The organism is Hymenobacter sp. 15J16-1T3B (genome assembly GCF_020711235.1).
Lineage (GTDB): Bacteria > Bacteroidota > Bacteroidia > Cytophagales > Hymenobacteraceae > Solirubrum.
Map to the genome: position 1 here is coordinate 79,183 of NZ_JAJFAV010000006.1, position 20,644 is coordinate 99,826.

Annotated in this window: 18 protein-coding genes; 10 read left to right on the forward strand and 8 right to left on the reverse strand. The window is 64.3% G+C overall.

All coding sequences use genetic code 11. From position 1 onward, the window contains the following. Positions 1-81: 81 nt before the first annotated feature. The gene (locus LJ737_RS11860; protein ID WP_227765914.1) at positions 82-717 is read right to left on the reverse strand and encodes an urease accessory protein; all 636 of its coding nucleotides are present in this window, start codon (positions 715-717) and stop codon (positions 82-84) included. A gap of 202 nt (positions 718-919) precedes the next feature. On the opposite strand from LJ737_RS11860, the gene LJ737_RS11865 reads away from it, so the two are divergent. The 8 genes from LJ737_RS11865 (at position 920) to LJ737_RS11900 (ending at position 11,725) form a co-directional block, all read left to right on the forward strand. Next, entirely contained in the window at positions 920-1,186 is a 267-nt protein-coding gene (locus LJ737_RS11865; RefSeq protein ID WP_227765916.1) for an autorepressor SdpR family transcription factor, read from the forward strand. Between the two features lie 6 nt (positions 1,187-1,192). Beyond that, positions 1,193-1,837, forward strand: coding sequence for an SdpI family protein (locus tag LJ737_RS11870; protein ID WP_227765918.1), 645 nt, complete (start codon positions 1,193-1,195; stop codon positions 1,835-1,837). 60 nt (positions 1,838-1,897) lie between these two features. Then, positions 1,898-4,966, forward strand: coding sequence for a sensor histidine kinase (locus LJ737_RS11875; RefSeq protein WP_227765919.1), 3,069 nt, complete (start codon positions 1,898-1,900; stop codon positions 4,964-4,966). 157 nt (positions 4,967-5,123) lie between these two features. Further along, a complete protein-coding gene (locus LJ737_RS11880; protein ID WP_138081893.1) occupies positions 5,124-5,777 on the forward strand; it encodes a response regulator in 654 nt (217 codons plus the stop codon). A 497-nt stretch (positions 5,778-6,274) separates the two neighbouring features. Beyond that, on the forward strand, positions 6,275-7,075 hold the full coding sequence (locus LJ737_RS11885) for a 3'-5' exonuclease (RefSeq protein WP_227765920.1): 801 nt from the start codon (positions 6,275-6,277) through the stop codon (positions 7,073-7,075). A gap of 179 nt (positions 7,076-7,254) precedes the next feature. Continuing rightward, a complete protein-coding gene (locus tag LJ737_RS11890; protein ID WP_227765922.1) occupies positions 7,255-8,571 on the forward strand; it encodes an OmpA family protein in 1,317 nt (438 codons plus the stop codon). 89 nt (positions 8,572-8,660) lie between these two features. After that, positions 8,661-9,953: an OmpA family protein gene (locus LJ737_RS11895; protein ID WP_227765924.1), complete on the forward strand. Its 1,293-nt coding sequence runs from the start codon at positions 8,661-8,663 to the stop codon at positions 9,951-9,953. Between the two features lie 128 nt (positions 9,954-10,081). Then, positions 10,082-11,725, forward strand: a complete 1,644-nt coding sequence (locus LJ737_RS11900; protein ID WP_227765926.1) for an amidohydrolase — start codon at positions 10,082-10,084, stop codon at positions 11,723-11,725. A gap of 69 nt (positions 11,726-11,794) precedes the next feature. Here the strand turns inward: LJ737_RS11900 and LJ737_RS11905 are convergent, their stop codons facing one another. From LJ737_RS11905 to nuoK, 4 genes are all read right to left on the reverse strand, one after another. Next, positions 11,795-13,237, reverse strand: coding sequence for an NADH-quinone oxidoreductase subunit N (locus tag LJ737_RS11905; protein ID WP_227765929.1), 1,443 nt, complete (start codon positions 13,235-13,237; stop codon positions 11,795-11,797). Positions 13,238-13,249: 12 nt separating this feature from the next. Then, on the reverse strand, positions 13,250-14,710 hold the full coding sequence (locus LJ737_RS11910) for a complex I subunit 4 family protein (protein WP_227765930.1): 1,461 nt from the start codon (positions 14,708-14,710) through the stop codon (positions 13,250-13,252). Positions 14,711-14,830: 120 nt separating this feature from the next. Further along, positions 14,831-16,780: an NADH-quinone oxidoreductase subunit L gene (nuoL, locus tag LJ737_RS11915; protein WP_227765932.1), complete on the reverse strand. Its 1,950-nt coding sequence runs from the start codon at positions 16,778-16,780 to the stop codon at positions 14,831-14,833. A gap of 111 nt (positions 16,781-16,891) precedes the next feature. Further along, positions 16,892-17,224 carry an NADH-quinone oxidoreductase subunit NuoK gene (nuoK, locus tag LJ737_RS11920; RefSeq protein ID WP_227765934.1) on the reverse strand — a complete coding sequence of 111 codons (333 nt, stop codon included), beginning with the start codon at positions 17,222-17,224 and terminating at the stop codon, positions 16,892-16,894. 487 nt (positions 17,225-17,711) lie between these two features. Here nuoK and LJ737_RS11925 point away from each other — a divergent pair, with 487 nt between their 5' ends. Next, positions 17,712-18,314, forward strand: coding sequence for an RNA polymerase sigma factor (locus tag LJ737_RS11925; protein WP_227765936.1), 603 nt, complete (start codon positions 17,712-17,714; stop codon positions 18,312-18,314). A gap of 128 nt (positions 18,315-18,442) precedes the next feature. Then, the gene (locus tag LJ737_RS11930) at positions 18,443-18,823 is read left to right on the forward strand and encodes a DUF3106 domain-containing protein (protein WP_227765938.1); all 381 of its coding nucleotides are present in this window, start codon (positions 18,443-18,445) and stop codon (positions 18,821-18,823) included. Between the two features lie 74 nt (positions 18,824-18,897). Here LJ737_RS11930 and LJ737_RS11935 read toward each other — a convergent pair whose 3' ends face one another. The 3 genes from LJ737_RS11935 to LJ737_RS11945 form a co-directional block, all read right to left on the reverse strand. Continuing rightward, positions 18,898-19,209, reverse strand: a complete 312-nt coding sequence (locus LJ737_RS11935) for a cupin domain-containing protein (protein ID WP_227765940.1) — start codon at positions 19,207-19,209, stop codon at positions 18,898-18,900. A gap of 185 nt (positions 19,210-19,394) precedes the next feature. Next, positions 19,395-19,901 carry an NADH-quinone oxidoreductase subunit J family protein gene (locus LJ737_RS11940; protein WP_227765942.1) on the reverse strand — a complete coding sequence of 169 codons (507 nt, stop codon included), beginning with the start codon at positions 19,899-19,901 and terminating at the stop codon, positions 19,395-19,397. A 90-nt stretch (positions 19,902-19,991) separates the two neighbouring features. Beyond that, the gene (locus LJ737_RS11945) at positions 19,992-20,564 is read right to left on the reverse strand and encodes a NuoI/complex I 23 kDa subunit family protein (protein WP_227765944.1); all 573 of its coding nucleotides are present in this window, start codon (positions 20,562-20,564) and stop codon (positions 19,992-19,994) included. Positions 20,565-20,644 lie beyond the last annotated feature (80 nt).

Genomic DNA, 20,644 nt, shown 5'->3' on the forward strand with positions numbered 1-20,644 from the left:
GGAAGAACTGGGCAAAGAGGGTGAATGGCTGGGCTGATGGCGCGGAAGGGGATGGGGCAGCAGTAAAGCGGGGGGTGGCAGTCAGCTGGTTAGCAGGTGGGCCATTTGCCCATTGAGCCAGAGGTTTTGGTAGACCATCCAGCCGCCGTAGGCTATGCTGATGAGCGACGACACGGCTACCACCGAGCCGGTGAGGGCGCGGCTCAGGCGCATGCGCCGGGTGAAGGGCACGTGCATCAGCCCGGCCGCTCCGAACATGCCCACCACCGAGCCCAGCCCAAACACCAGCACGTAGGCCAGGGCCAGCCAAGGGCTGCGCAGCTCCCCGAGCACGGCCAGCACCAGCACCCCGCTGCCCGCCAGCCCGTGCAGCAGCCCAATGGCGTAGGCCCAGGCGTGCGGGTTGCGGGCGGCGCGCGTCGGCACGAAGTTGGCCCGGTTGGTAAGCCGGCCGATGCCCAGGCCAACGAGCACCAGCCCCACCAGCGCTTCGAAATAGCCGCCCGCCGGCAGCGTAAGCTTGCCGAACAAGATGATGCTGCCCAGCACCACCAGCATGGTGGTGTGGCCCAGCCCCCAGTACAGGCCGTCTTTCACCGCCAGCAGCGTGCTCTCGCGCCGGGCCACCAGCTGGCTGACGGCAATCAGGTGGTCGGGCTCAAAGGCGTGGCCCAGGCCCATGACGGCGGCAAATAAGATGGGCAGAAGTACGTGCATGCAGCCTTCGGGGTGAAGGGGCAATATAGCGTGAGCATGCAATATGCCAGTCAAGGGCCCTTAAAAATGCGGGGTCGTGCGCGAATTCGCGTGTGTTTCTGTGCTGCCAAGCCTCTGATTTGATAGGCTAAATATTTAACCCGCAGGTCTTGGTTGTTTGTGTAAGTAATTAGATGTTTGTCTAAATATTTTACGCTGCTTTTTGAACGCCCTTTTCAAAGCCCTAAACGACCCCACCCGGCGCGCCATTCTTGAGCACCTGCGCGAACGGCCGCTGACCGCCGGCGAAATAGCCGACCGCTTTGCCATGTCCAAGCCCAGCATCTCGCACCACCTCGACCTGCTCCGGCAGGCCGACCTGGTGACCAGCCAGAAGCAGGGCCAGTTTATCACCTATACCCTCAACATGACGGTGTTTGACGAAGTCATCAGCTGGCTGCTGCAGTTCAAACCCGCCGATAATGCCTGATTTCGCATGAAAAAGTATCTATGGTTCATCGTCGCCGGCGCCATGACCTTGGTGCCGGTAGTGGATTTGGCCCTGATTTGGCCGCAACTGCCCGCTCAGGTGCCCATTCATTTCAACCTGGCCGGTGAGCCCGACCGCATGGGCAGCCCGAGCATCCTGTGGCTGCTGGCGGGCATGCCGGTGCCAACGTTCCTGTTTCTGCTCCTGGTGCCGTACATCGACCCCAAGAAGCAGCTGGCCATCAACAGCAACTACCAGAAGCTGGTCTTGGCGGTGATGGCGGGGTTGGCCGCCATTGGTATTTCGGTTACCCACGCCACGGTGGTCGGCCACGCGGATTTGCGCCTGACGCTGCTGGTGCTGTGCGGCATGTGGGTCCTGCTCGGTAACTACATCGTCACGGTGCCCCCCAACTATTTCGCCGGCATCCGCACGCCCTGGACGCTGGAAGACCCCGTGGTGTGGCAGCACACGCACCGGGTGGCGGGCCGCGCCATGGTGGTGGCCGGGCTGCTGGGGCTGCCGCTGAGCTGGCTGCTGCCGGCAGCTTGGGGGTTTCCGGTGGTGCTGGCGTTGCTGGTAACGGCCACCCTCGGCCCGACGCTGTATTCCTACCGGCTGTGGCGGCAGCGAGCCAACGTGCCCGGCTAAGCCGCGGCCGGAAAATTATGTGATTGACAAGCTGCCTGCGGGGCGCTTACCTTGCAAGGGATGAGTTCCGTACCGCGCCGGCAGCGCTTCTGGCTGCCCCTGCTTGTAATCTTGCTGGCCGGCTGGCTGCCCCTGCCCGCCCGGGCCCAGAACCTGACGTTTCGGACCCTGTCGGCGCAGGTGGGGTTGTCGGAAAACAGCGTGTCTTCCCTGGCCCAGGACCGCGCCGGTTTCCTGTGGATGGGCACCCAGGACGGGCTGAACCGCTACGATGGCGCGTCGTTTCGCGTGTTCCGCGGCGACCCGCAACGGCCCGGCACCTTGCCCAGCAACTTTATCCAAGACATTGCCGCCGACCCGCGCGGCGGCGTGTGGGTGGGCTCGGGCGGCGGCGGGCTGTCCTACTACAACCCGTTGACGGAATCTTTCGACAACTACCGGGAGGGCGACATTGCCGACGGGTTCGTGTGGGCAGTATTTTGCGACCGGCAGGGCCGGGTGTGGGCCGGCTCCGAAACGGCCCTCAACCTGTTTGACCCCAAAACCAAGCGCGTGCGGCAGTTTCGCCACGTGCAGTCGGTGAGCGGCAACGTGCACCGCAACTCCATCCGCACCATCACCCAAACCTCGGACGGCCGCGTGTGGGTGGGCACCGGCGAGGGCCGCATCAGCGCCGTCGACTTGCAAACGGGTACGCTCGTGCCCCTGGCCGACTGGGCCCCCGGCAGCGCCATCAAGGACCTGGCCGCTACGCCCCGCGGCGGGCTGTGGGTGGCCGCCGCCGACGGTGGCGGGCTGTGCTTCATCGACCTGAACACCAACCAGAAAACCCACTTCCGGCACGAGCCCAGCCGTGTGGGCAGCCTGCCCAGCAACGAAATCAACGCCGTGCTGGTGGATCAGCAGGAGCGCGTGTGGGTGGGCACTTCCCGGGGCCTGTGCCGCTACGATGCCGCCGCCAATTTCTTTACCGTGTGGCAGCACCAGCCCAACCAGCGCAGCCTGCCCGCCGACAAGGTGGTCAGCCTGTTTCAGGACCGCTCGGGGCTGCTCTGGGCCGGTACCGACCAGGGCGTGGCCAGCTTCGAGCCCCGGCCCAACGCCTTTACCCAGCCCATTCCGGTGCGCTTCACCGGTCCGGTGTGGGCCATTGCCCAGGACGCGGCCCAGAACCTGTGGGTGGGCTCCGAAACCAACGGGCTGATCCGCCACGACCCGCTGACGGGCCGCCTGACCACTTACCGCGCCAATCCCGCCGACCCGCAGGCCCTGCCCGAGGACTTCATCCGGGCCGTGCTGCCAGACCGCGCCGGCCGCATCTGGGTGGGCACGCGCAGCAAGGGCCTGACCTACCTCGACCCGGCCACCGGGCGCTTCCGCCGCTTCCGCCACAACCCCGCCGACCCCACCAGCCTCTCCGACGACAACGTGCGCTGCGTGTACCAGGACCGGCAGGGGCGCATTTGGGTGGGCACCGAGGGCGGGTTGAACCTGATCGATCCGGTGAGCGGCCGCTGCGCCGTGTACCGCCACAACCCGCTCGACTCGCTCAGCATCAGCAGCAACTACGTGCGCTGCGTGTACCAGGACCGGCGTGGCCGCCTCTGGATTGGCGTGGGCGGGGGCGGGCTCAGCCAGTTCGACTCGCGCACCGGCCACTGCCGCTCCTTCCGGGCCCGCCGCGACGACCCGCACAGCATCTCGACCGATTTTGTGCGCTGCATGCTCGAGGACGAGCAGGGCCGCCTGTGGCTCGGTACCGAGGGCGGCGGGCTCTCCTGCCTGGTAGACGCCGACAAAGGCCGCTTTGTGAGCTACGGGGAGTCCGACGGGCTGCCCAACAACGTCATCTACGGCATGGCGGCCGACGACCAGGGCCACCTGTGGCTGGCTACCAACAAAGGCATTGCCCGCTTCACGCCGCGCACCAAGGAGTTTCGCACCTACGACTCGCGCGACGGGTTGCCCCAGGACGAGCACAACGCCGGCGCCTACTGGCGCAGCCCCGACGGCCGCCTCTTTTTCGGGGGCGGCAACGGCATTGTGGCTTTTCAGCCCACTGCCGTGCGCTTCAACGCCGTGCCCCCGCCCGTGGTGCTGACGGGCTTCCGCAAGTTCAACCGGTGGGCCACCCTCGACACCAGCATCACGGCCAGCCGGGTGGTCACCATTCACCCGCGCGACAATTTCTTCTCCATTGAGTTTGCGGCCCTGAACTACCGGCTGTCCGACAAAAACCGCTTTGCCTACAAGCTGGAGAACTTCAACGACAAGTGGATTGACGCGGGCACGCAGCGGCAGGCCACCTACACCAACCTTGACCCGGGCACCTACATCTTCCGGGTGCGGGCCGCCAACAACGACGGCGTGTGGAACAACGAGGGCGCCTCGCTGCGCCTGGTGGTGGAGCCGCCGTGGTACCAAACGTGGTGGTTCCGTATCCTGGCCAGCTGGCTGGTATTCGGGTTGCTCTTCTTGGCCTACCGCGTGCGCGTGAGCCAGCTGCTGGCCCTGGAGCGCGTGCGCCACAACATTGCCCGCGACCTGCACGACGACATGGGCTCCACGCTCTCCTCCATCAGCATCCTGAGCCAGCTGGCGCGCACCCACCAGCAACGCGGCAACGCGGAGCAGTCCTCGCAGCTGCTGGAGCAAATCGGCGACTCCTCCCGCCGCATGCTCGACAGCATGGACGACATCGTGTGGGCCATCAACCCCGCGCACGACTCCATGGAGTCCGTCACCTCGCGCATGCGCTCCTTCGCCTCCGACGTGCTCGAAGCCCGCGGCATCGACTTCATTTTCAAGGTGGCGCCCGAAGTCACCGAGCACCGCCTGCCCATGCGCGCCCGGCGGGAGTTTTTCCTGATGTTCAAGGAGGCCGTCAACAACCTGGCGAAGTACTCCAAGGCCGAATTTGCCCGCATCACCCTCGACTACGACAACCGCAGCCTGGTGCTGCGCGTGCAGGACGACGGCGTGGGCTTCGACCCCAAAGCCCCGGCCCAAGGCGGCGGCAACGGCATGACCAACATGCGCAGCCGCGCCGCCGCCATCAAAGCCCAACTCACCATCGACACCGCGCCCGGCGAGGGCACCCGGCTGGAGCTGCGCGTGCCGCTGAAATAGGGCGTATCCGCGCCGGTCGAACCGTGGCTGGTCGTGCTGCATACGTGCAGCGCCGCGGCTGCTACGGCCTCACATCATTATGCGACAGCGCCGCGCGTGCGCGTGCTGTACCTTCGCAGCATTCTGATTCGCACTCCTTTACCACCGTTCATTGCCCATGGAAACCGCCGACACCCGCGTCCTGATTTACGAAGACAACCCTGACCTGCGCCTGAGCCTGAGCCACTTGCTGGGCGGCACGCCGGGCCTGGAGCTGGTGGGCGCCCTGGGCAACTGCCAGCAGGTCGAAACCGATATTCCGCGCCTCAAGCCCGACGTGGTGCTCATGGACATCGACATGCCCGGCATCAACGGCATCGAGGGCCTGAAGCGCATCAAGGCCAACTCGCCCAAGGTGAGCGTGGTGATGCTCACTGTGTTTGAGGACAACGACCGGGTGTTCCAGGCCGTGTGCGCCGGCGCCGACGGCTACCTGCTCAAGAAAACCCCGCCCGCCAAGCTGCTCGACGCCATCGGCGAAGTGCGGGCCGGCGGCGCCCCCATGACGCCCGCCATTGCCCGGCAGGTGCTGCGCCTGTTTCCCAAGCCCGTGGCCCCGCGCCAGCAGGAAGACTCGCCGGCCAACCTCAGCGCCCGGGAGCAGGAAATCCTCGGCCTGCTGGTGGAAGGCTACAGCTACAAAATGATTGCCCACGACCGCGGCATCTCGCTCGATACGGTTCGTTCGCACATCAAGAAAATCTACGAGAAGCTGCACGTGCGCTCCATGACGGAAGCCGTGAGCAAGGCCCTGCGCCAAGGCCTGACCTAATAGACCGCAGCGCATCCGCGGATAAACCGCGCTTTTTTTCGCCCGAAAATGGTCTTAGCCGGCGGTAGTGGGCGCCTCACATTGGGTATCACATCATCATGTGATTGACCGGCGCCGGCCGATTGCCGAATTTGTTGACGAGCCCTCCCCCTGCGGGATTCGGCTGATATGCTCCACTCTTCACCGCCGTCCGCTCATGTCTGCGAAATCCCGTCGGCAGCTGCTGATTTCCATGCTGGGCCTGTGGCTTACCGGCAGCCCGGCCCTGGCGTAGCGCGGCGCAGCCGCGTTTTTCGCCCGACACACCTATTGCCTTTCCGGTAGCAGCGGCCGCGGCCGAGCTGAAGCATACCACGAGTGCGCCCGACTGATATTGGATCAGCCGGGCGTATTTCTTGGGGGCGGCGGGCCGCGGCGCGCCAAAACAAACGGCCCCGGCTTGGCGTTTGCCCCGGTGGTGGCCTATCTTCGTTACCGACCCTCCGCCCGGCGTGCCCATGCAACTGCTCCGTAACCTCAAGCTGACCGACGTTTTCGTACTCGACATCGAGACGGTGCCCTGCGTAGGCTGCCACGAGGAGCTGGACGACATGCTGCGCCACCTCTGGGAACACAAGGCCCAGAGCCTGCGCCGGCAGCAGGGCTTCCCGACCTGGGGCGCCGAGGAAATCGAGCCCATGCCCGACCGGCTGTCGGCGGCAGCTCTGTTTGCCCAGGCCGGTATCTATGCCGAGTTCGGGCGGGTCATCTGCATCTCGGTTGGCTACTTCTACTACGACGCCCTGGAGCAGCTGCGCTTCAAGGTGAAAAGCTTTGCCGGCGACGACGAGGCGGAGCTGCTGCAGGACTTCGTGCGTGCCCTCAGCAAGCGGCCCAACTTTACTCTCTGCGCCCACAACGGCAAAGAGTTCGATTTCCCTTACCTCTCGCGCCGCATGCTCATCAACGGCGTGCAGCTGCCCCCGCAGCTCGACGTGGCCGGCAAAAAGCCCTGGGAAATCAACCACCTCGACACCATGGAGCTGTGGAAGTTCGGGGACCGGAAATCCTTTACTTCGCTGGCCCTGCTGGCCGCTATGTTCGGTATTCCCACGCCCAAGGACGACATCAACGGCGCCGACGTGGCCCGCGTGTACTACGAGGACCGGGATTTGCCGCGCATCGTGAAGTATTGCCAGAAAGACATCATCACCACCGCCCGTCTGCTGCTCAAGTTCCGCGGCGACGAGCCCTTCGACGACGACGCGGTGGTGTACGCCGACCAGCCCGCGCCGATGATGGTTCTGCGCGGGGCCTAGGGCTGCTAGGCGGTGGGCATGCCGACGCCAGTGCGGCGGGGCAAGGTGCTTGATAGTAACAAGCGGCAGTGATGCCGCTTTTTTTGTGCTTGGTAAGTATCAATCAGAAGTCTTTATTTGAAATATGTTAATAATTATTTGTATTATTATTTATGTTGTAACGTGTAAACCCTACAGTCATGGCGCAGAATGTGTTGGAGGAAGTGTCGGCTTGTTTCACGGCTCCGGCCGTCAGCCAAGCCAGTGCGGTGGTGGGTGAGAGCGAAGCCAATGTGCGCAAAGCCCTGCCCAAGGTAGTGCCGCTGGTGCTCAGTAGCCTGATTAAGCTCACCGAGCAAGTAGGCGGCACGGACGTCGTCTGGCTCATGGCCCGCGACGCGCACGAAGCCGGTACCCGCGCCGACGTGCTGGCGGCGCAGGCGCCCAAAGGGCAGGAGCTCATGCGCGCCCTGCTTACCGACCACTACAGCGGCCGTATCGCCTCGGTGGCTTCCGAAAGCGGCATCCGGACCGAATCCGTGGAAGGTCTGCTAGGGCTGGCAGCGCCCGTGATGCTCGGCGTACTGGGCGAACATGCCGCCGCCGACCACCTCGACGCTTCGGCGCTGGGCCGCTGGCTACAAAGCCAGCGCAGCAGCGTGACGGGCCTGCTGCTGGCCGATGCGGCGGCTACCAAAAGCGGCAATGGACACAGCCACGGACCCGAGCCGGCCGTGGTGGCGCATCCCCACGCAGCGCCGCTGCCCGCGTACGACGACACCGGCCGCCCCGACCGCCGGCTGCTGCAATGGCTGCTGCCGGCCCTGGTCGTTCTGGGGGCGCTGGTGGTGGGCTATTGGTTGGGGACAGGCGGCGCCCCGCGGCCGGCGGCCCCCGGCTCCCCGGCCCTGGCTAGTGCGGCGCCGGCCAGCATCAGCACGAGCCAGTCGGAACCGGCAGCGGCAACGGCTGCGGCCGCAGAAGCGCCCGTCACGGCCATCAGCGGCCGCTACGACGCCGGCACCGAAAACTACATTTACGACACCGGCCGGCCGGTGCGGCTGACGCTGGTCGACGGCACAATGCTGACGGTGGGGACCAACTCCACCGAAAACAAGCTCTACACCTTCCTGGCCGACGCCACCCAGCAAGTAGACCCGGTAAACCGCACCAAGGGCTGGATCAACTTCGACCGCGTGTACTTCGACGCCCGCAAAGCCACGCTCACCGACGAATCGACGGCGCAGCTGGGCAACGTGGCCAGCATCCTGAAAAGCTTCCCCACGGCGCACGTCAAAATCGGCGGCTACACCGACAGCACCGGCTACTTTAAGGACAACCTGCGCCTGAGCGAGCAGCGGGCCACGGCGGCCATGGCGGCACTGGTCGACATGGGCATCAGCGCCAACCGCATCGAGGCCAAGGGCTACGGGCAGAAGCACAACGTGGCCAGCAACGAAACGCCGGTGGGCCGGGCGCTCAACCGGCGCATCAGCGTGCGCGTGACGCAGAAATAAGCCGGGTAATAGACAACCCGAAGGGGTGGGAGTCGTTGAATTTTCACATTCGCTCTTTCCTTTCACGCTTGCCTAGCCCTTCTAAAGCCATGAGCCAAAACATCATTGACGAAGTGCGGAGTTATTTCTCCGATGGCGTAGTGCAACAAACCAGCACGGCGCTGGGCGAAGACAGCAGCCGCATCCGTTCGGCGCTGATGGGGCTTGCGCCTCTGGTGTTGGGCGGCGTGCTGCGCCGCGCCGAGCAGCCCGGCGGTTCGGCGGAGGTGTTTGACATGGCGCAGCAGGCTCATTCCAGTGGCCTGCTCGACCAAGTAGGCAACCTACTCACCGGTGACGGCGGCGGGTGGGCCAGCCGCGGCACCGAGTTTTTGCGCTCATCCCTGGGCGCCCAGTACCAGCCCGCTACCGAGACCATTGCCACCGGCAGCGGCGCCAACAGCGGCATCGTGAGCCGGCTGGCTGGCGTGGCGGTGCCCGTGGTGCTGGGGCTGCTCGGCCGGCACGCAGCGCAAAACAACCTCGACGCCAGTGGCCTGAGCAGCTGGCTGACTTCGCAGCGCGCCTCGATCCTTGGGGCCCTGCCGTTCGGCCTGGGCAGCTTGCTCGGGGGCGTAGGCGGAGCCGCCAGCGTCGCTGGCGCCGTGCGCGACACCGGCTACGCCGCCCGCAGCGTAGCCACCGAAACCGCCCCCGCCGCGGTGCGCGCCAGCCGCCCGTGGTGGCCCTGGTTGCTCTTGCTGCTGCTCGGGGCCGGCCTGCTCTACTACCTGTTCGGGCGCAACCGAGCAGAAGAACCCACCACCGCGACGACCACCACTACCGTGGACACGACCACGACGGCGGCCGCGCCGGTGCCGGCGGCTCCCACCGGCCGCTACGACGAGGCCACCGGCAACTACATCTACGACACCGGCGCCAACACCGACGTGAAGCTGCCCGACGGCACGGTGCTCCAGGTGGGCAGCAACTCGACGGAAGCCCGCTTGTTCAATTTCCTGAACGACGCCAGCCAGACCGTGAGCGACGACAAAACCCAGGGCTGGATGAGTCTTGACCGGGTGTATTTCGACACCGGCAAGGCCACGCTCACGGCGGCGTCGCAGCAGCAGCTGCAAAACATTGCCGCCATACTGAAGGCCTTCCCGAACGCGGCCATCAAGCTCGGCGGCTACACCGACAACCAAGGCCGTGCCGACGCCAACTTGACCCTGAGCGCCGACCGGGCCAACGCCGCCCGCAAGGCCGTCATGACCAACGGCATCGACGCGGGCCGCGTAGCTGCCGAGGGCTACGGGCAGGAGCACCCGCTGGCCTCCAACGACACGCCCGAAGGCCGCGCGCAAAACCGTCGGGTCGACGTGCGCGTGACGAAAAAGTAACCGTCCGCGGTCTGCTACGATAACTCACTTCAAACAGCGCCTGCCGGAGTACAGCTCTCCGGCAGGCGCTGTCGCCTTTCTGGCGTGCGGCTATGCCTAGCTGATTTAAAGACGGTTATCTTCCTGGCATGAAGATGCTTCTCACTGTGTCGACCTGGGTGCTGGCGGGGCAGGTAGCCGCGGCCCAAACCCCGGCGCCCGACATCATCCTGACGGGCGGCAAGGTCTTCACCGCCGACGCCCGGCAGCCCTACGCCGAGGCCGTGGCCGTGCGCGGGGAGCGGGTGGTAGCCGTGGGCACCACCGCGGCCATCAGCCGGCTGGCCGGACCGCGCACCCGGCGCATCGAGTTGCGGGGGCGCACCGTGGTGCCGGGCTTCAACGACGCCCACGACCACCTGCCGCACACCGTGCCCACCGGCCGGCACTTCGCCTTTCCGGCCGCGCCGCTGGTGCCGGGGCCCGGGCCGCAGCAAGTGCTCGATACCCTGGCTCGGCTGGTGCAGCGCACGCCGGCCGGTACCTGGTTGCAGGGCGACATCGGCTTGCTGGCGCTAACGGACCCTGCGTTTCGGCGCGCGGCGCTGGACCGCGTCGCGCCCGAACACCCGGTCATGCTCAAACCACCGTGGGGCCACGGCAATATTCTCAACTCGAAGGCCCTGCAGCTGCTCGGCATCCCGGACGATGCCCCCGACCCGGTGGGCGGCCGTTACGAGCGGCTGCCGGGCACCCAGCGGCTCAGCGGTCTGCTCTCCGAGTACGCCGACTGGAACGCTCGCCGGCAGTGGCACGCCACCCTGCCCGACGCCGACTGGGCGCGGGAACTGCAGCAGTACGGCGCCGAAGCATTGGCGCTGGGCATTACCAGCGTACAGGACATGGCCGGCGAGCTGCCGCCCGCTCAGATGCTGCGGGTGGTGCAAGCCGCCAAACTACCCCTGCGGCACCGCATCATGCCGCTGCCCATGACCACCGCGGCCGGCATCCGCTACGAGGAGTGGAGCGGCGTGAGCCCGCAGCCGGCGTCGCTAACCCGGGTAACGGGCCGCAAGTACATCCTGGACGCTACGCCCCTGGAAGGCGGCGCGCTGATGCGCAAGCCCTACCCGGGCCGGCCGGGCTGGTACGGTCGCCTGAACTTTCCCCTCGACACCGTGCGGCGGATGCTGCGCCGGGCCCTGACCGGCCCCGAGCCGCTGATGCTGCACGTGTCGGGCGACAGCACGGCCAAGCTGGTGCTGACGCTGATGAGCGAGCTGGCCGACGACGCCACCTGGCGGCGCAAGCGGGTGCGCTTCGAGCACGGCGACGGGCTGGCGGCCGATTTGCAGCCGCGGGCCAAGGCGCTGGGCATCGTGGTGGTGCAGAATCCCTCGCACTTTATCAACCCGGCCCTGAGCGGCGCGCCCAACGGTATTGCCTTTGTGCCGCCGTTTCGCTCGCTGCTGGCGGCCGGCATCCCCTTTGCCCTGGGCTCCGACGGGCCGATGAATCCGTTTCTGAACATCATGTTCGCCACCACCCTGGCCGACCCCAAGGAGGCGTTGACCCGGGAGCAGGCCGTGACGGCCTACACCGCCGGCTCGGCCTACGCCGAGTTTGCCGAGCAGGACAAAGGCACCCTTGCGCCCGGCAAGCTAGCCGACCTGGCGGTGCTGTCCCAGGATATTTTCACCGTGCCCGCGCCTGCCCTACCCGGCACCGTCAGCGAGCTGACCATGGTGGGTGGGAAGGTGGTATACGAAACCAAGGCCACCGGCAAACACTGACGTTCGGGCAAGGCCCAGAAACAACAAGAGCGGCCCGAGAGCCGCTCTTGTTGTTTAATCGGAATGCTGTTACTGCTGCGCGTTCAGCACGCCGTCGAGCAGGCCGGGCAGCACACCCAGCAGCACCGTCAGGCCCATCAGCACCACCAGCACGGCCGATTGCAGCAGCGTCACGGGCACCGGGGCTTCGGCGCCTTCTTCGGCCGGCTTCATGTACATGGCAATGATGGGGCGCAGGTAGTAGTAGATACCGATGGCCGACATCACCACGGCAAACACGATCAGGCCGATGTAGTGTTCTTGGGCGGCGGCGTTGAACAGCTGGAACTTGCCGAAGAAGCCCGCCGTCAGCGGAATGCCGGCCAACGACAGCATGGAAATGGTCATGGCCAGGGCCAGCAGCGGGTTGGTGCGGGCCAGGCCGTTGAGGCCGTCGTAATCTTCGCGCTGGCGCTGGTTGTATACCAGCTGCAGCACGCCGAAGGCGGCCACCGTGGCCAGCGAGTAAGCCAGCGAGTAGAAGAAAATGGCCGAGGCCGACAGCGCGCCGGTGCGCAGGGCCACCAGGGCCAGCAGCAGGTAGCCCGCGTGCGAGATGCTGGAGTAGGCCAGCATGCGCTTGGCGCTTTTCTGAGCTACCGCGCCCACGTTGCCGATGAGCAGGGTCAGCACAAGCATGGTGGTGAGCGTGGGCAGCCAGAACGGAATGGTGTCGCCACCGAAGGCCACCACCAGCAGCTTGAAGAAGCCCGCCACGCCGGCCGTTTTCACCACCGTGCTCATGAAGCCGGTGAAAACCGTCGGGGCGCCTTCGTACACGTCGGGCGTCCAGAAGTGGAAGGGCGCGGCCGAAATCTTGAAGCCGATGCCGATGAGCATGAGCAGGATGCCGATGTACATCATCGGGGTCAGCGTGGCGTCGGCGGCGGGTAGGGCGCGGATGGCGGTGCCCATCTGCGTCAGGTCGAAGGTGCCGGTGGCGCCGTAGAGCAGGGCCACGCCGAACAGCAGGATGCCGGTGGCGAAGGAGCCCATCAGAAAGTACTTCAGGGCCGCTTCGTTGGAGCGCAGGTTGCTCTTATCCGAGCCGGCCAGCACGTACATGGCAATGCTGAGCGTCTCGATGCCGAGGAACAGGATCAGGATGTTGGTGTAGCTCACCATCATGATGGCGCCCACCAGCGAAAACAGGATGATGCTGTAGAATTCGGCCAGATTGGGGTTGTCGTCCTGCACGAACTTTTGCGAGAAGGGCAGCAGCAGCAGGGCCGTCAGCACGATGACGCCGGTGAAGACGCGGGCGTACTGGTCGAACTGCAGCATGCTGCGTAGGTAATCGACGCGGGCCCACTCGGCTATGGCCGCCGAGCTGTTGTCGACGTCGAAGATGTTGATGGCCAGCACGGCGGCCAGCACCAGCATCACCGCCGGCAGAATGGCGCGGTTGGAGCGCAGGAAGCCCAGGAACAGATTGGCCAGCCCGGAAACGGAAAGCAGAATAATCGAGAGCATGGGGCGGGAGGCTTAGCGGTTGATGAGCACCAGCAGCTTGTTCACGGCCGGCTCCGAAATGTGCATGAACGTGCCCGGGAACAGCCCGATCCAGAACACCATCACGACCAGCGGCACCAGCACGGCCAGCTCGGCGCCCGTCAGGTCGCGGATGACGGCGCTGAACGAGGAATCCGGGCCCAGCATCACGCGCTGGAACATACGCAGCAGGTACACCGCGCCGAACACGATGGTCAGGCCCGCTACGGCGCCCAGCCAGGGGTTGAACTGGTACACGCCCATCAGCAGCAGGAACTCGCCCACGAAGCCGTTGGTGAGCGGCAGGGCCACGGTGCCGAGCAGAATCACGAGGAAGGTCACCGACAGCAGCGGCGTGGCGCGCGTCAGGCCGCCCAGCTCCGGAATCTGCCGGGTGCCGGTGCGCCGCTCAATGATGTCGGCAATGAAGAACATGCCGACCACGTTCACGCCGTGGGCCAGCATCTGAATCACGGTGCCCTGCAGGCCCACGGCCGTCAGCGAGAACATGCCGGCAATCATCAGGCCCACGTGGGACAGCGAGGAAAAGGCAATCAGGCGCTTCATGTCGCGCTGGCGGATGGCAATGAGGGCGCCGTAGATGACGCCGATAACGGCCAGCACCATAATCAGCCCCACCCAGCGGCTCACGCCCAAGGGCACGACGGGCATCAGCCAGCGCAGCGTGCCGTAGATACCCATCTTGAGCATGATGCCCGAGAGCAGCATGGTGGCCGGGGCCGGGGCTTCGGCGTAGGTGTCGGGCTGCCAAGAGTGCAGCGGAAACAGCGGCATCTTGATGGCAAAAGCCGCGAAGATGAGCAGGAACACCCAGGACTGCTCCTCGGTGCTCAGGTTCAGGTTGTAGAACGCGGAGAGGTCGGAGCTGCGGGCGGCGCCGGTGGCCCCGGTCATGTAGTACAGGTACACGAAGCCGGCCAGCATCAGCAGCGAGCCGACCACGGTGTAGATGAAGAACTTCAGCGTGACTTGCACGCGCCGCTCCCCGCCCCACACGCCGGCCAGGAAGTAAATCGGAATCAGGGCCACTTCCCAGAAGAAGTAGAACACGAAGGCGTCGAGGGCCACGAACACCCCGATCAGGCCGCTCTGCATGAACAGCACCAGGGCGTAGAACACCGAGGGGTTTTCGTACTCGTGGCGAAACGAGGCCAGCAGAATCAGCGGCACCAGAAAGGCCGTGAGCAGCACCAGCAGCAGGCTCAGCCCATCCATCCCGATGTGGAAATGGATGCCGGCCGAGGCCAGCCAAGCGTAGTCCAGCTCGAAGTGCGGCAGGGAGTAGTCAGTCTGGAACTGGAAGGCCGCGTAAATGGCCAGCACCAGCTCGACCAGCGAAGCACCAAAGGCCAGCGCCCGCGCCGCGGAACCGCGCACGAAGTGCAGCAGCAGGGCGGCGGCCACGGGCCAGATAAGCAGAAGGGCAGTCAGCATTTTGTCTCAGAAAGCGGCGGCGCGGCGTAAGCTCGTGGCACCACTGGGTTTAGGCTGCAAGTATCTTCTCGGGGTAAAACGACGTGGTGCTCCGACGTTGGGGTCGGGGCACCACGCGTTTTAGAACTTCATGAAATTCAGCGCCAACACCACCACGATGCCGATAACCATCAGCAGCAGGTAGGTTTCCACGCGGCCGGTCTGCAGGCTGCCCAGCAGCTTGGAGCCGCCGAACACGCCGCGGCCCACGCCGTTGACGCCCGCGTCCACCACGCGCTTCTCCACGAAGTCGTGCAGACCGCGCGAGAGGAACATGGAGGGCTTCACGAACAGCGTGTTGTACAGCTCGTCGACGTAGTATTTGTGGTAGACCAGGTTTTCGAGGAAGCCGCGCTGCGAAGCATCGTCGGCCGGGCGCACCCGGCGGCTCACGTACTGCACGTAGGCGAAGACGATGCCCAGCACACCGGCCGCTACCGACAGGCCGATGAGCATGTATTCGGTGGCGTGGTCGATTTCAGCGCCGAACGCTTCGGGGTTGGTTTGCTTGGAGTAGGCGAAGAGCGGGGCGAGGAAGTCAGCCAGGTAGCCTTTGCCAAGCACCAGCGGGGCGTTCATGAAGCCGCCCACGGCCGCCAGAATAGCCAGGACGATGAGCGGCAGCGTCATGGTGGCCGGCGACTCGTGCAGGTGGTGCTTCTGCTCCTCCGTGCCGCGGAACTCGCCGAAGAAGGTCAGGAACAGCAGGCGGAACATGTAGAAGGCCGTCAGGAAGGCCGTCAGCAAGCCGATGCCGTACAGAATCTTGTTGTGCTCGAAGGCGTGGGTCAGGATTTCGTCCTTGGAGAAGAAACCCGAGAAGGGCGGGATGCCGGCAATGGCCAGGCAGCCGATGAGGAAGGTCAGGAAGGTAATCGGCAGGGCCTTGCGCAGGCCGCCCATGTTGCGGATGTCCTGCTCGTTGCTCATGGCGTGAATCACCGAGCCGGCGCCGAGGAACATCAGGGCCTTGAAGAAAGCGTGGGTGAGTACGTGGAACAGCGAGGAGGTGTAGCCCATCACGCCCAGGGCCAGGAACATGTAGCCCAGCTGCGAAACGGTGGAGTAGGCCAAGACCTTCTTGATGTCGTTCTGGGCGAGGCCGATGGTGGCGGCAAACAGGGCCGTCAGCCCGCCAATCCAGGCTACCACGTTCAGCGTGTCGGGCGAGAGGGTGTAGAGAATGTTGGAGCGCAGCACCATGTAGATGCCGGCCGTCACCATCGTCGCGGCGTGAATCAGGGCCGATACCGGCGTGGGGCCGGCCATGGCGTCGGGCAGCCAGGTGTAGAGCGGCAGCTGGGCCGACTTACCCATCGCGCCGACGAACAGCAGCAAGGTGATGACCGTCACGATGGCCACCGTGTAAGGGCCGAACTGCCCGGCGGCGGCTTTCTGGAACACCTCCCCGTACTGCACCGAGTCGAAGGTCTGGTAGATCAGGAAGATACCCAGCAGGAAGCCCAGGTCACCGATGCGGTTGATAATGAAGGCTTTCTTGGCGGCGTTGTTGAACGCGGTGTGCTTGTTCCAGAAGCCGATGAGCAGGTAGGAGCAGAGCCCTACGCCTTCCCAACCGATGAACAGAATCACGTAGTTGGCGCCCATCACCAGCAGCAGCATGGAGAAAACGAACAGGTTCAGGAAGGCGAAAAACTTCCCGACGTTTTCGTCGTGGTGCATGTAGCCGATGCTGTACACGTGGATCAGGAAGCCCACGCCCGTCACCAGCAGCAGCATAATCAGGCTGAGCTGATCGATCTGGTAATCAAACGGAATGTGCAGCGAGCCGACCGAAATCCAGTCGAACAGGTGCACCGTGTAGGGCGTGCCGGTAAACTGCACGAAGTGCATTAGCGACAGCAAAAAGGAGCCCAGCACGGCGAGGCTGCTGATGCCGCCCGCCACCGTGCCCGAAAGCCGGCGGTTGAGCAGGCCGTTGATCAGGAAACCCAGAAACGGCAGCAGCGGAATGAGAACGTAGAGCAGCGGCGAGCCGGTGAAGACGGCGAGGGGCGCTTGTTCAGCCATTAGTGTAAGGTGCTAATGTGATGATAATGTGCTGATATGCTACTATGGAATGCAGTGCCGCTTAGTGCATTAGCACCTCAGCACATTTCCACAGTGGCACATGCAACGCCACTACCACTTGAGCCTGTCGAGCAGGTTGACGTCGGTGTTCTGAATGTTGCGGTAGATCATCACGATAATGCCCAGGCCCACGGCAACTTCCGCGGCGGCTACGGCCATGATGAAAAACACGAAGACCTGCCCATTCGGATCGGCGCGGTAGGCCGAAAATGCCGCGAGCAGGACGTTGACGGCGTTGAGCATCAGCTCCACGCACATGAAAATGATGATGGCATTGCGCCGCGTGAGCACGCCCAACACGCCAATGCTGAACAGAGCAGCGGCGAAGAAGACGTAGTGTTGGAGCGGAACGGTGCGAATGACTTCCGGTATCGTCGATTCCATTCAGGACGGGGTAACGGCGGAAAAAAGCCCACAACATACTGGGGCCAATTAGCGGGCAAAGGTAGCCCGAAACTTGGGAAAACCACGCGGAAAACTGGCCTTATTGTCCGGCTGCCGCCCCGTCTTGCCTATGGCAAATGCGCAAACAAGCGTTCGGCTAGCAGTCGGCGCAAACGGCTGCCCCGGCTCACCCCGCCGTCATTGCAGGGAGCGGCCGAAGCAATCTTTCCTCACGCGGCTTGCCTGCTCTACAGGCACAGATGCGAAACGCTGCTGCCCGAAACTTGCGTTGGCAAGCTCAGGCCGTGTTTTCGGGTCGTAAGCAGTGTGCCGGCATTGCTACTAAAGGAAGGATTGCTTCGGCTGCGCCTCGCAATGACAGCCAGTGCTGATGGCCGCACCGGCCAAAGTGTGCCTTGACCACCTTCCCAAAAATTTTCTATTCCGGGTAAAGTAATTTTCCGGCGCCTGCGTCCTCCCTAGCAGAATGGAACAGGCCTTGACCATACTTCCCACCAGCGCGGCCATGACCGAGCAAAACGACCGGCTGCAGCAGGCCGTGCGCGAGCAGCGCGGCAAGCTGCTCTCGTTCATCCGCCGCCGCATCCCCGACGAGGACGATGCCGAAGACGTACTGCAGGACGTCTTCTACGAGCTGGTGCAAACCTACCGCCTCGTCAAGCCCGTGGAGCAGATGGCCGCCTGGCTGTTCCGCGTGGCTCGCAACAAGATCATCGACCGGTACCGCCGCCCCAAAACCGCCTCCCTGGAGGACGCGGCCGCCTACCACTCCGCCGCCGATTCCGACGAGCCCCTGCTGCTGGCCGACATCCTGCCCGCCCCGGACGACTCCACCGAAACGGCCATGGCCCGCGAAACCATCATGGAAGCCATCCTGGATGCATTGGAGGAGCTACCCGCCGCTCAGCGTGAGGTGTTCGTCTGGCACGAGTTCGAGGGCAAGACCTTCAAGCAGATGGCCGAGGAAACCGGTGTGCCGCTCAAAACCCTGATTTCGCGCAAACACTACGCCGTGCAGCAACTGCGCGTGAAGCTGCAAGCCTTGTACGACGACCTTTTTCTGGATTAGGAATGCATGTGGGCGAAATGTGAGCAAGGTGTTCGATTAATCGGCACAACCTGATTTTCCACATTTTCACATTACCCACATTCCTGCACCTTCCCCTTCATTTCCCACACTCGCACATTCACTTCATCATGGACCGCAAATTCTGGTTTCTCCGCGGCCTGCGCATCATACTCGCCGTTGCTTTTTTCGTCGCCCTGGCCGGCTTCGTGGTCATGTCGCTCTGGAATTGGCTAATGCCCTACCTGTTCCACTTGCCCACGGTTTCCTTTGCCCAGGCCTTGGGCCTGTTTATCCTCAGCAAGCTGCTGCTCGGCGGCTTCCGCGGCGGCCCCGGCGCCGCTTGGAAGGCCAAAGCCCAGCAGCACTGGCGCCAGAAAATGGCCAGCCGCATGCAAGGCATGAGTGAGGAAGAGCGGGAGAAGTTCCGCCAACGGATGCGCAACTGCGGCCCCTGGGGCCGCATGGCCGAAGCGCGCCAAGCGGCGCCGCCTACCGCCACTGCCGACTAAACGCCAACGCGGCCCCCAAGCAATTGGGGGCCGCGTTGGCGTTTAGTCGGGTGCGCAGCCGCTACGGGCAGCCCCTAGCGAAATATCAGCAGCTTGGCATCGGCTAGGCAGCGGAGCGCGTGTGGGGCTGCCGCCGGAATGATGAGGTAGTCGCCGGCTTCGAGCAGGGTGGTGGTGCCGTCCAGCGCGAGTTCTAGGCGGCCGGCCAAGCAGGTTACCAGTACCTCCTCGGCCGAGTGGTGCGTGGGCATCAGTTCCCCGGCGCGGAAGGTTTTGTAGAGCACTTTTTGCCCATTGCGGCTGAAGAGTACCAAGCCTTTTTGCTCGCCAACGGGCGTATGGTGGCCGGCCAGCAGGCTGCCGCTTTGGGTGGGAGAGGGGTTCATGCGTTTCGCGTTCAACAGGTGAATGATGCAGGCGAAAGTCGCACAAGCAGCGGTCCGGTCAGCTGAATACAATCACCCGCTGCGCTGACGATTATCAGCCCGCCGCGCGAAGAAATGGTCCTATAAAAAACGAGCGTGGCGCCCGACAACTGGGCGCCACGCTCGTTTGACAAAGGGTCGGTTGCTTAGAAGTGTCGCTCCCCGGCTTCGCGCTTGCCCAGCATCACCGAGCCCACCATGGCTACCAAGAACAGCACCGAGGCCAGTTCGAAGGGCAACAGGTACTGCTGGTAGAGCACCAGGCCCAGACGGTTGACCATGCCAATCTGCGAATCGAAGGTATCCAGGTCGGCCCCGGTGGGGTTTACGTTGCGCAGCGCGGCAATGAGCACCAGCAGCAGCAGGCCACCGGCAATGGCGCCGGCCACCTTCGCCAGCGCCGATTTGTTGGGCTCCGTGTCGGCGTTCAGGTTCAGGAACATCACCACGAAGAGGAACAGCACCATGATGGCGCCGGCGTACACGATGATGTTGACGGCGGCCAGGAACTGCGCGTTCAGCAGCAGATAGTGCCCCGAAATGGCGAAGAACGTGAGCACCAAGAAGAGCACCGAGTGCATCGGGTTTTTGGCAAACACCACGCCCAGGGCTGCCAGCAGCGCAACGAACGTCAGGAAATAGAAGAGGGACATGAGACTTTGATGGTCAAATGGTCAAATGGCTTCGTTGGCAAATGGCGGTACTCGAACGACCAGCCGTTTGGCAGCTCGGCTATTTGGCAATTACTCAATGCCAGCCATGCGGCGGGCCAGGGCTTCGGCTTGCTCGGCGGTAAGCTGAATGCCGCGCTTCGAGCGGGCGTTCGGGTCGACGGGTTCCACCAGGCGGTCCTTGCCGTAGATGAACTCGTCGCGCTCGAAACGGGGCGGGGCCATCTTGTCGGCCTGTAGATAGATGGCTGCTTTGGGGCAGGCTTCCTCGCAGAGGCCGCAGAAGATGCAGCGCAACATGTTGATTTCGTAGCTGACGGCGTACTTCTCCTCGCGGTAGAGGTTCTGCTCACCCTTTTTCCGCTCACCGGCTACCATGGTAATGGCTTCGGCCGGGCAGGCCACGGCGCAGAGGCCGCAGGCCGTGCACCGCTCCCGGCCGGCTTCGTCGCGCTTGAGCACGTGCAGGCCGCGGAACGTCGGCGCAATAGGGCGCAGCTCCTCGGGGTAACGGATGGTGGCTTTTTTCGAGAAGAAGTGCTTGAGCGTGATGCCCATGCCCGTGAGAATGGCCGGCAGGTAAGCCCGCTCCGCCAGGGTCATCGGCTTCTTTTCGAGGTGCTTGGATCTATTAGTCAGTTTCATCGGGAGGTCGAATGTAGCGCGAACTGGCAGGTCGCGTATTTCGGGCGGTTGTCGTTGAACAACAATTGCGTGCTAGAGGC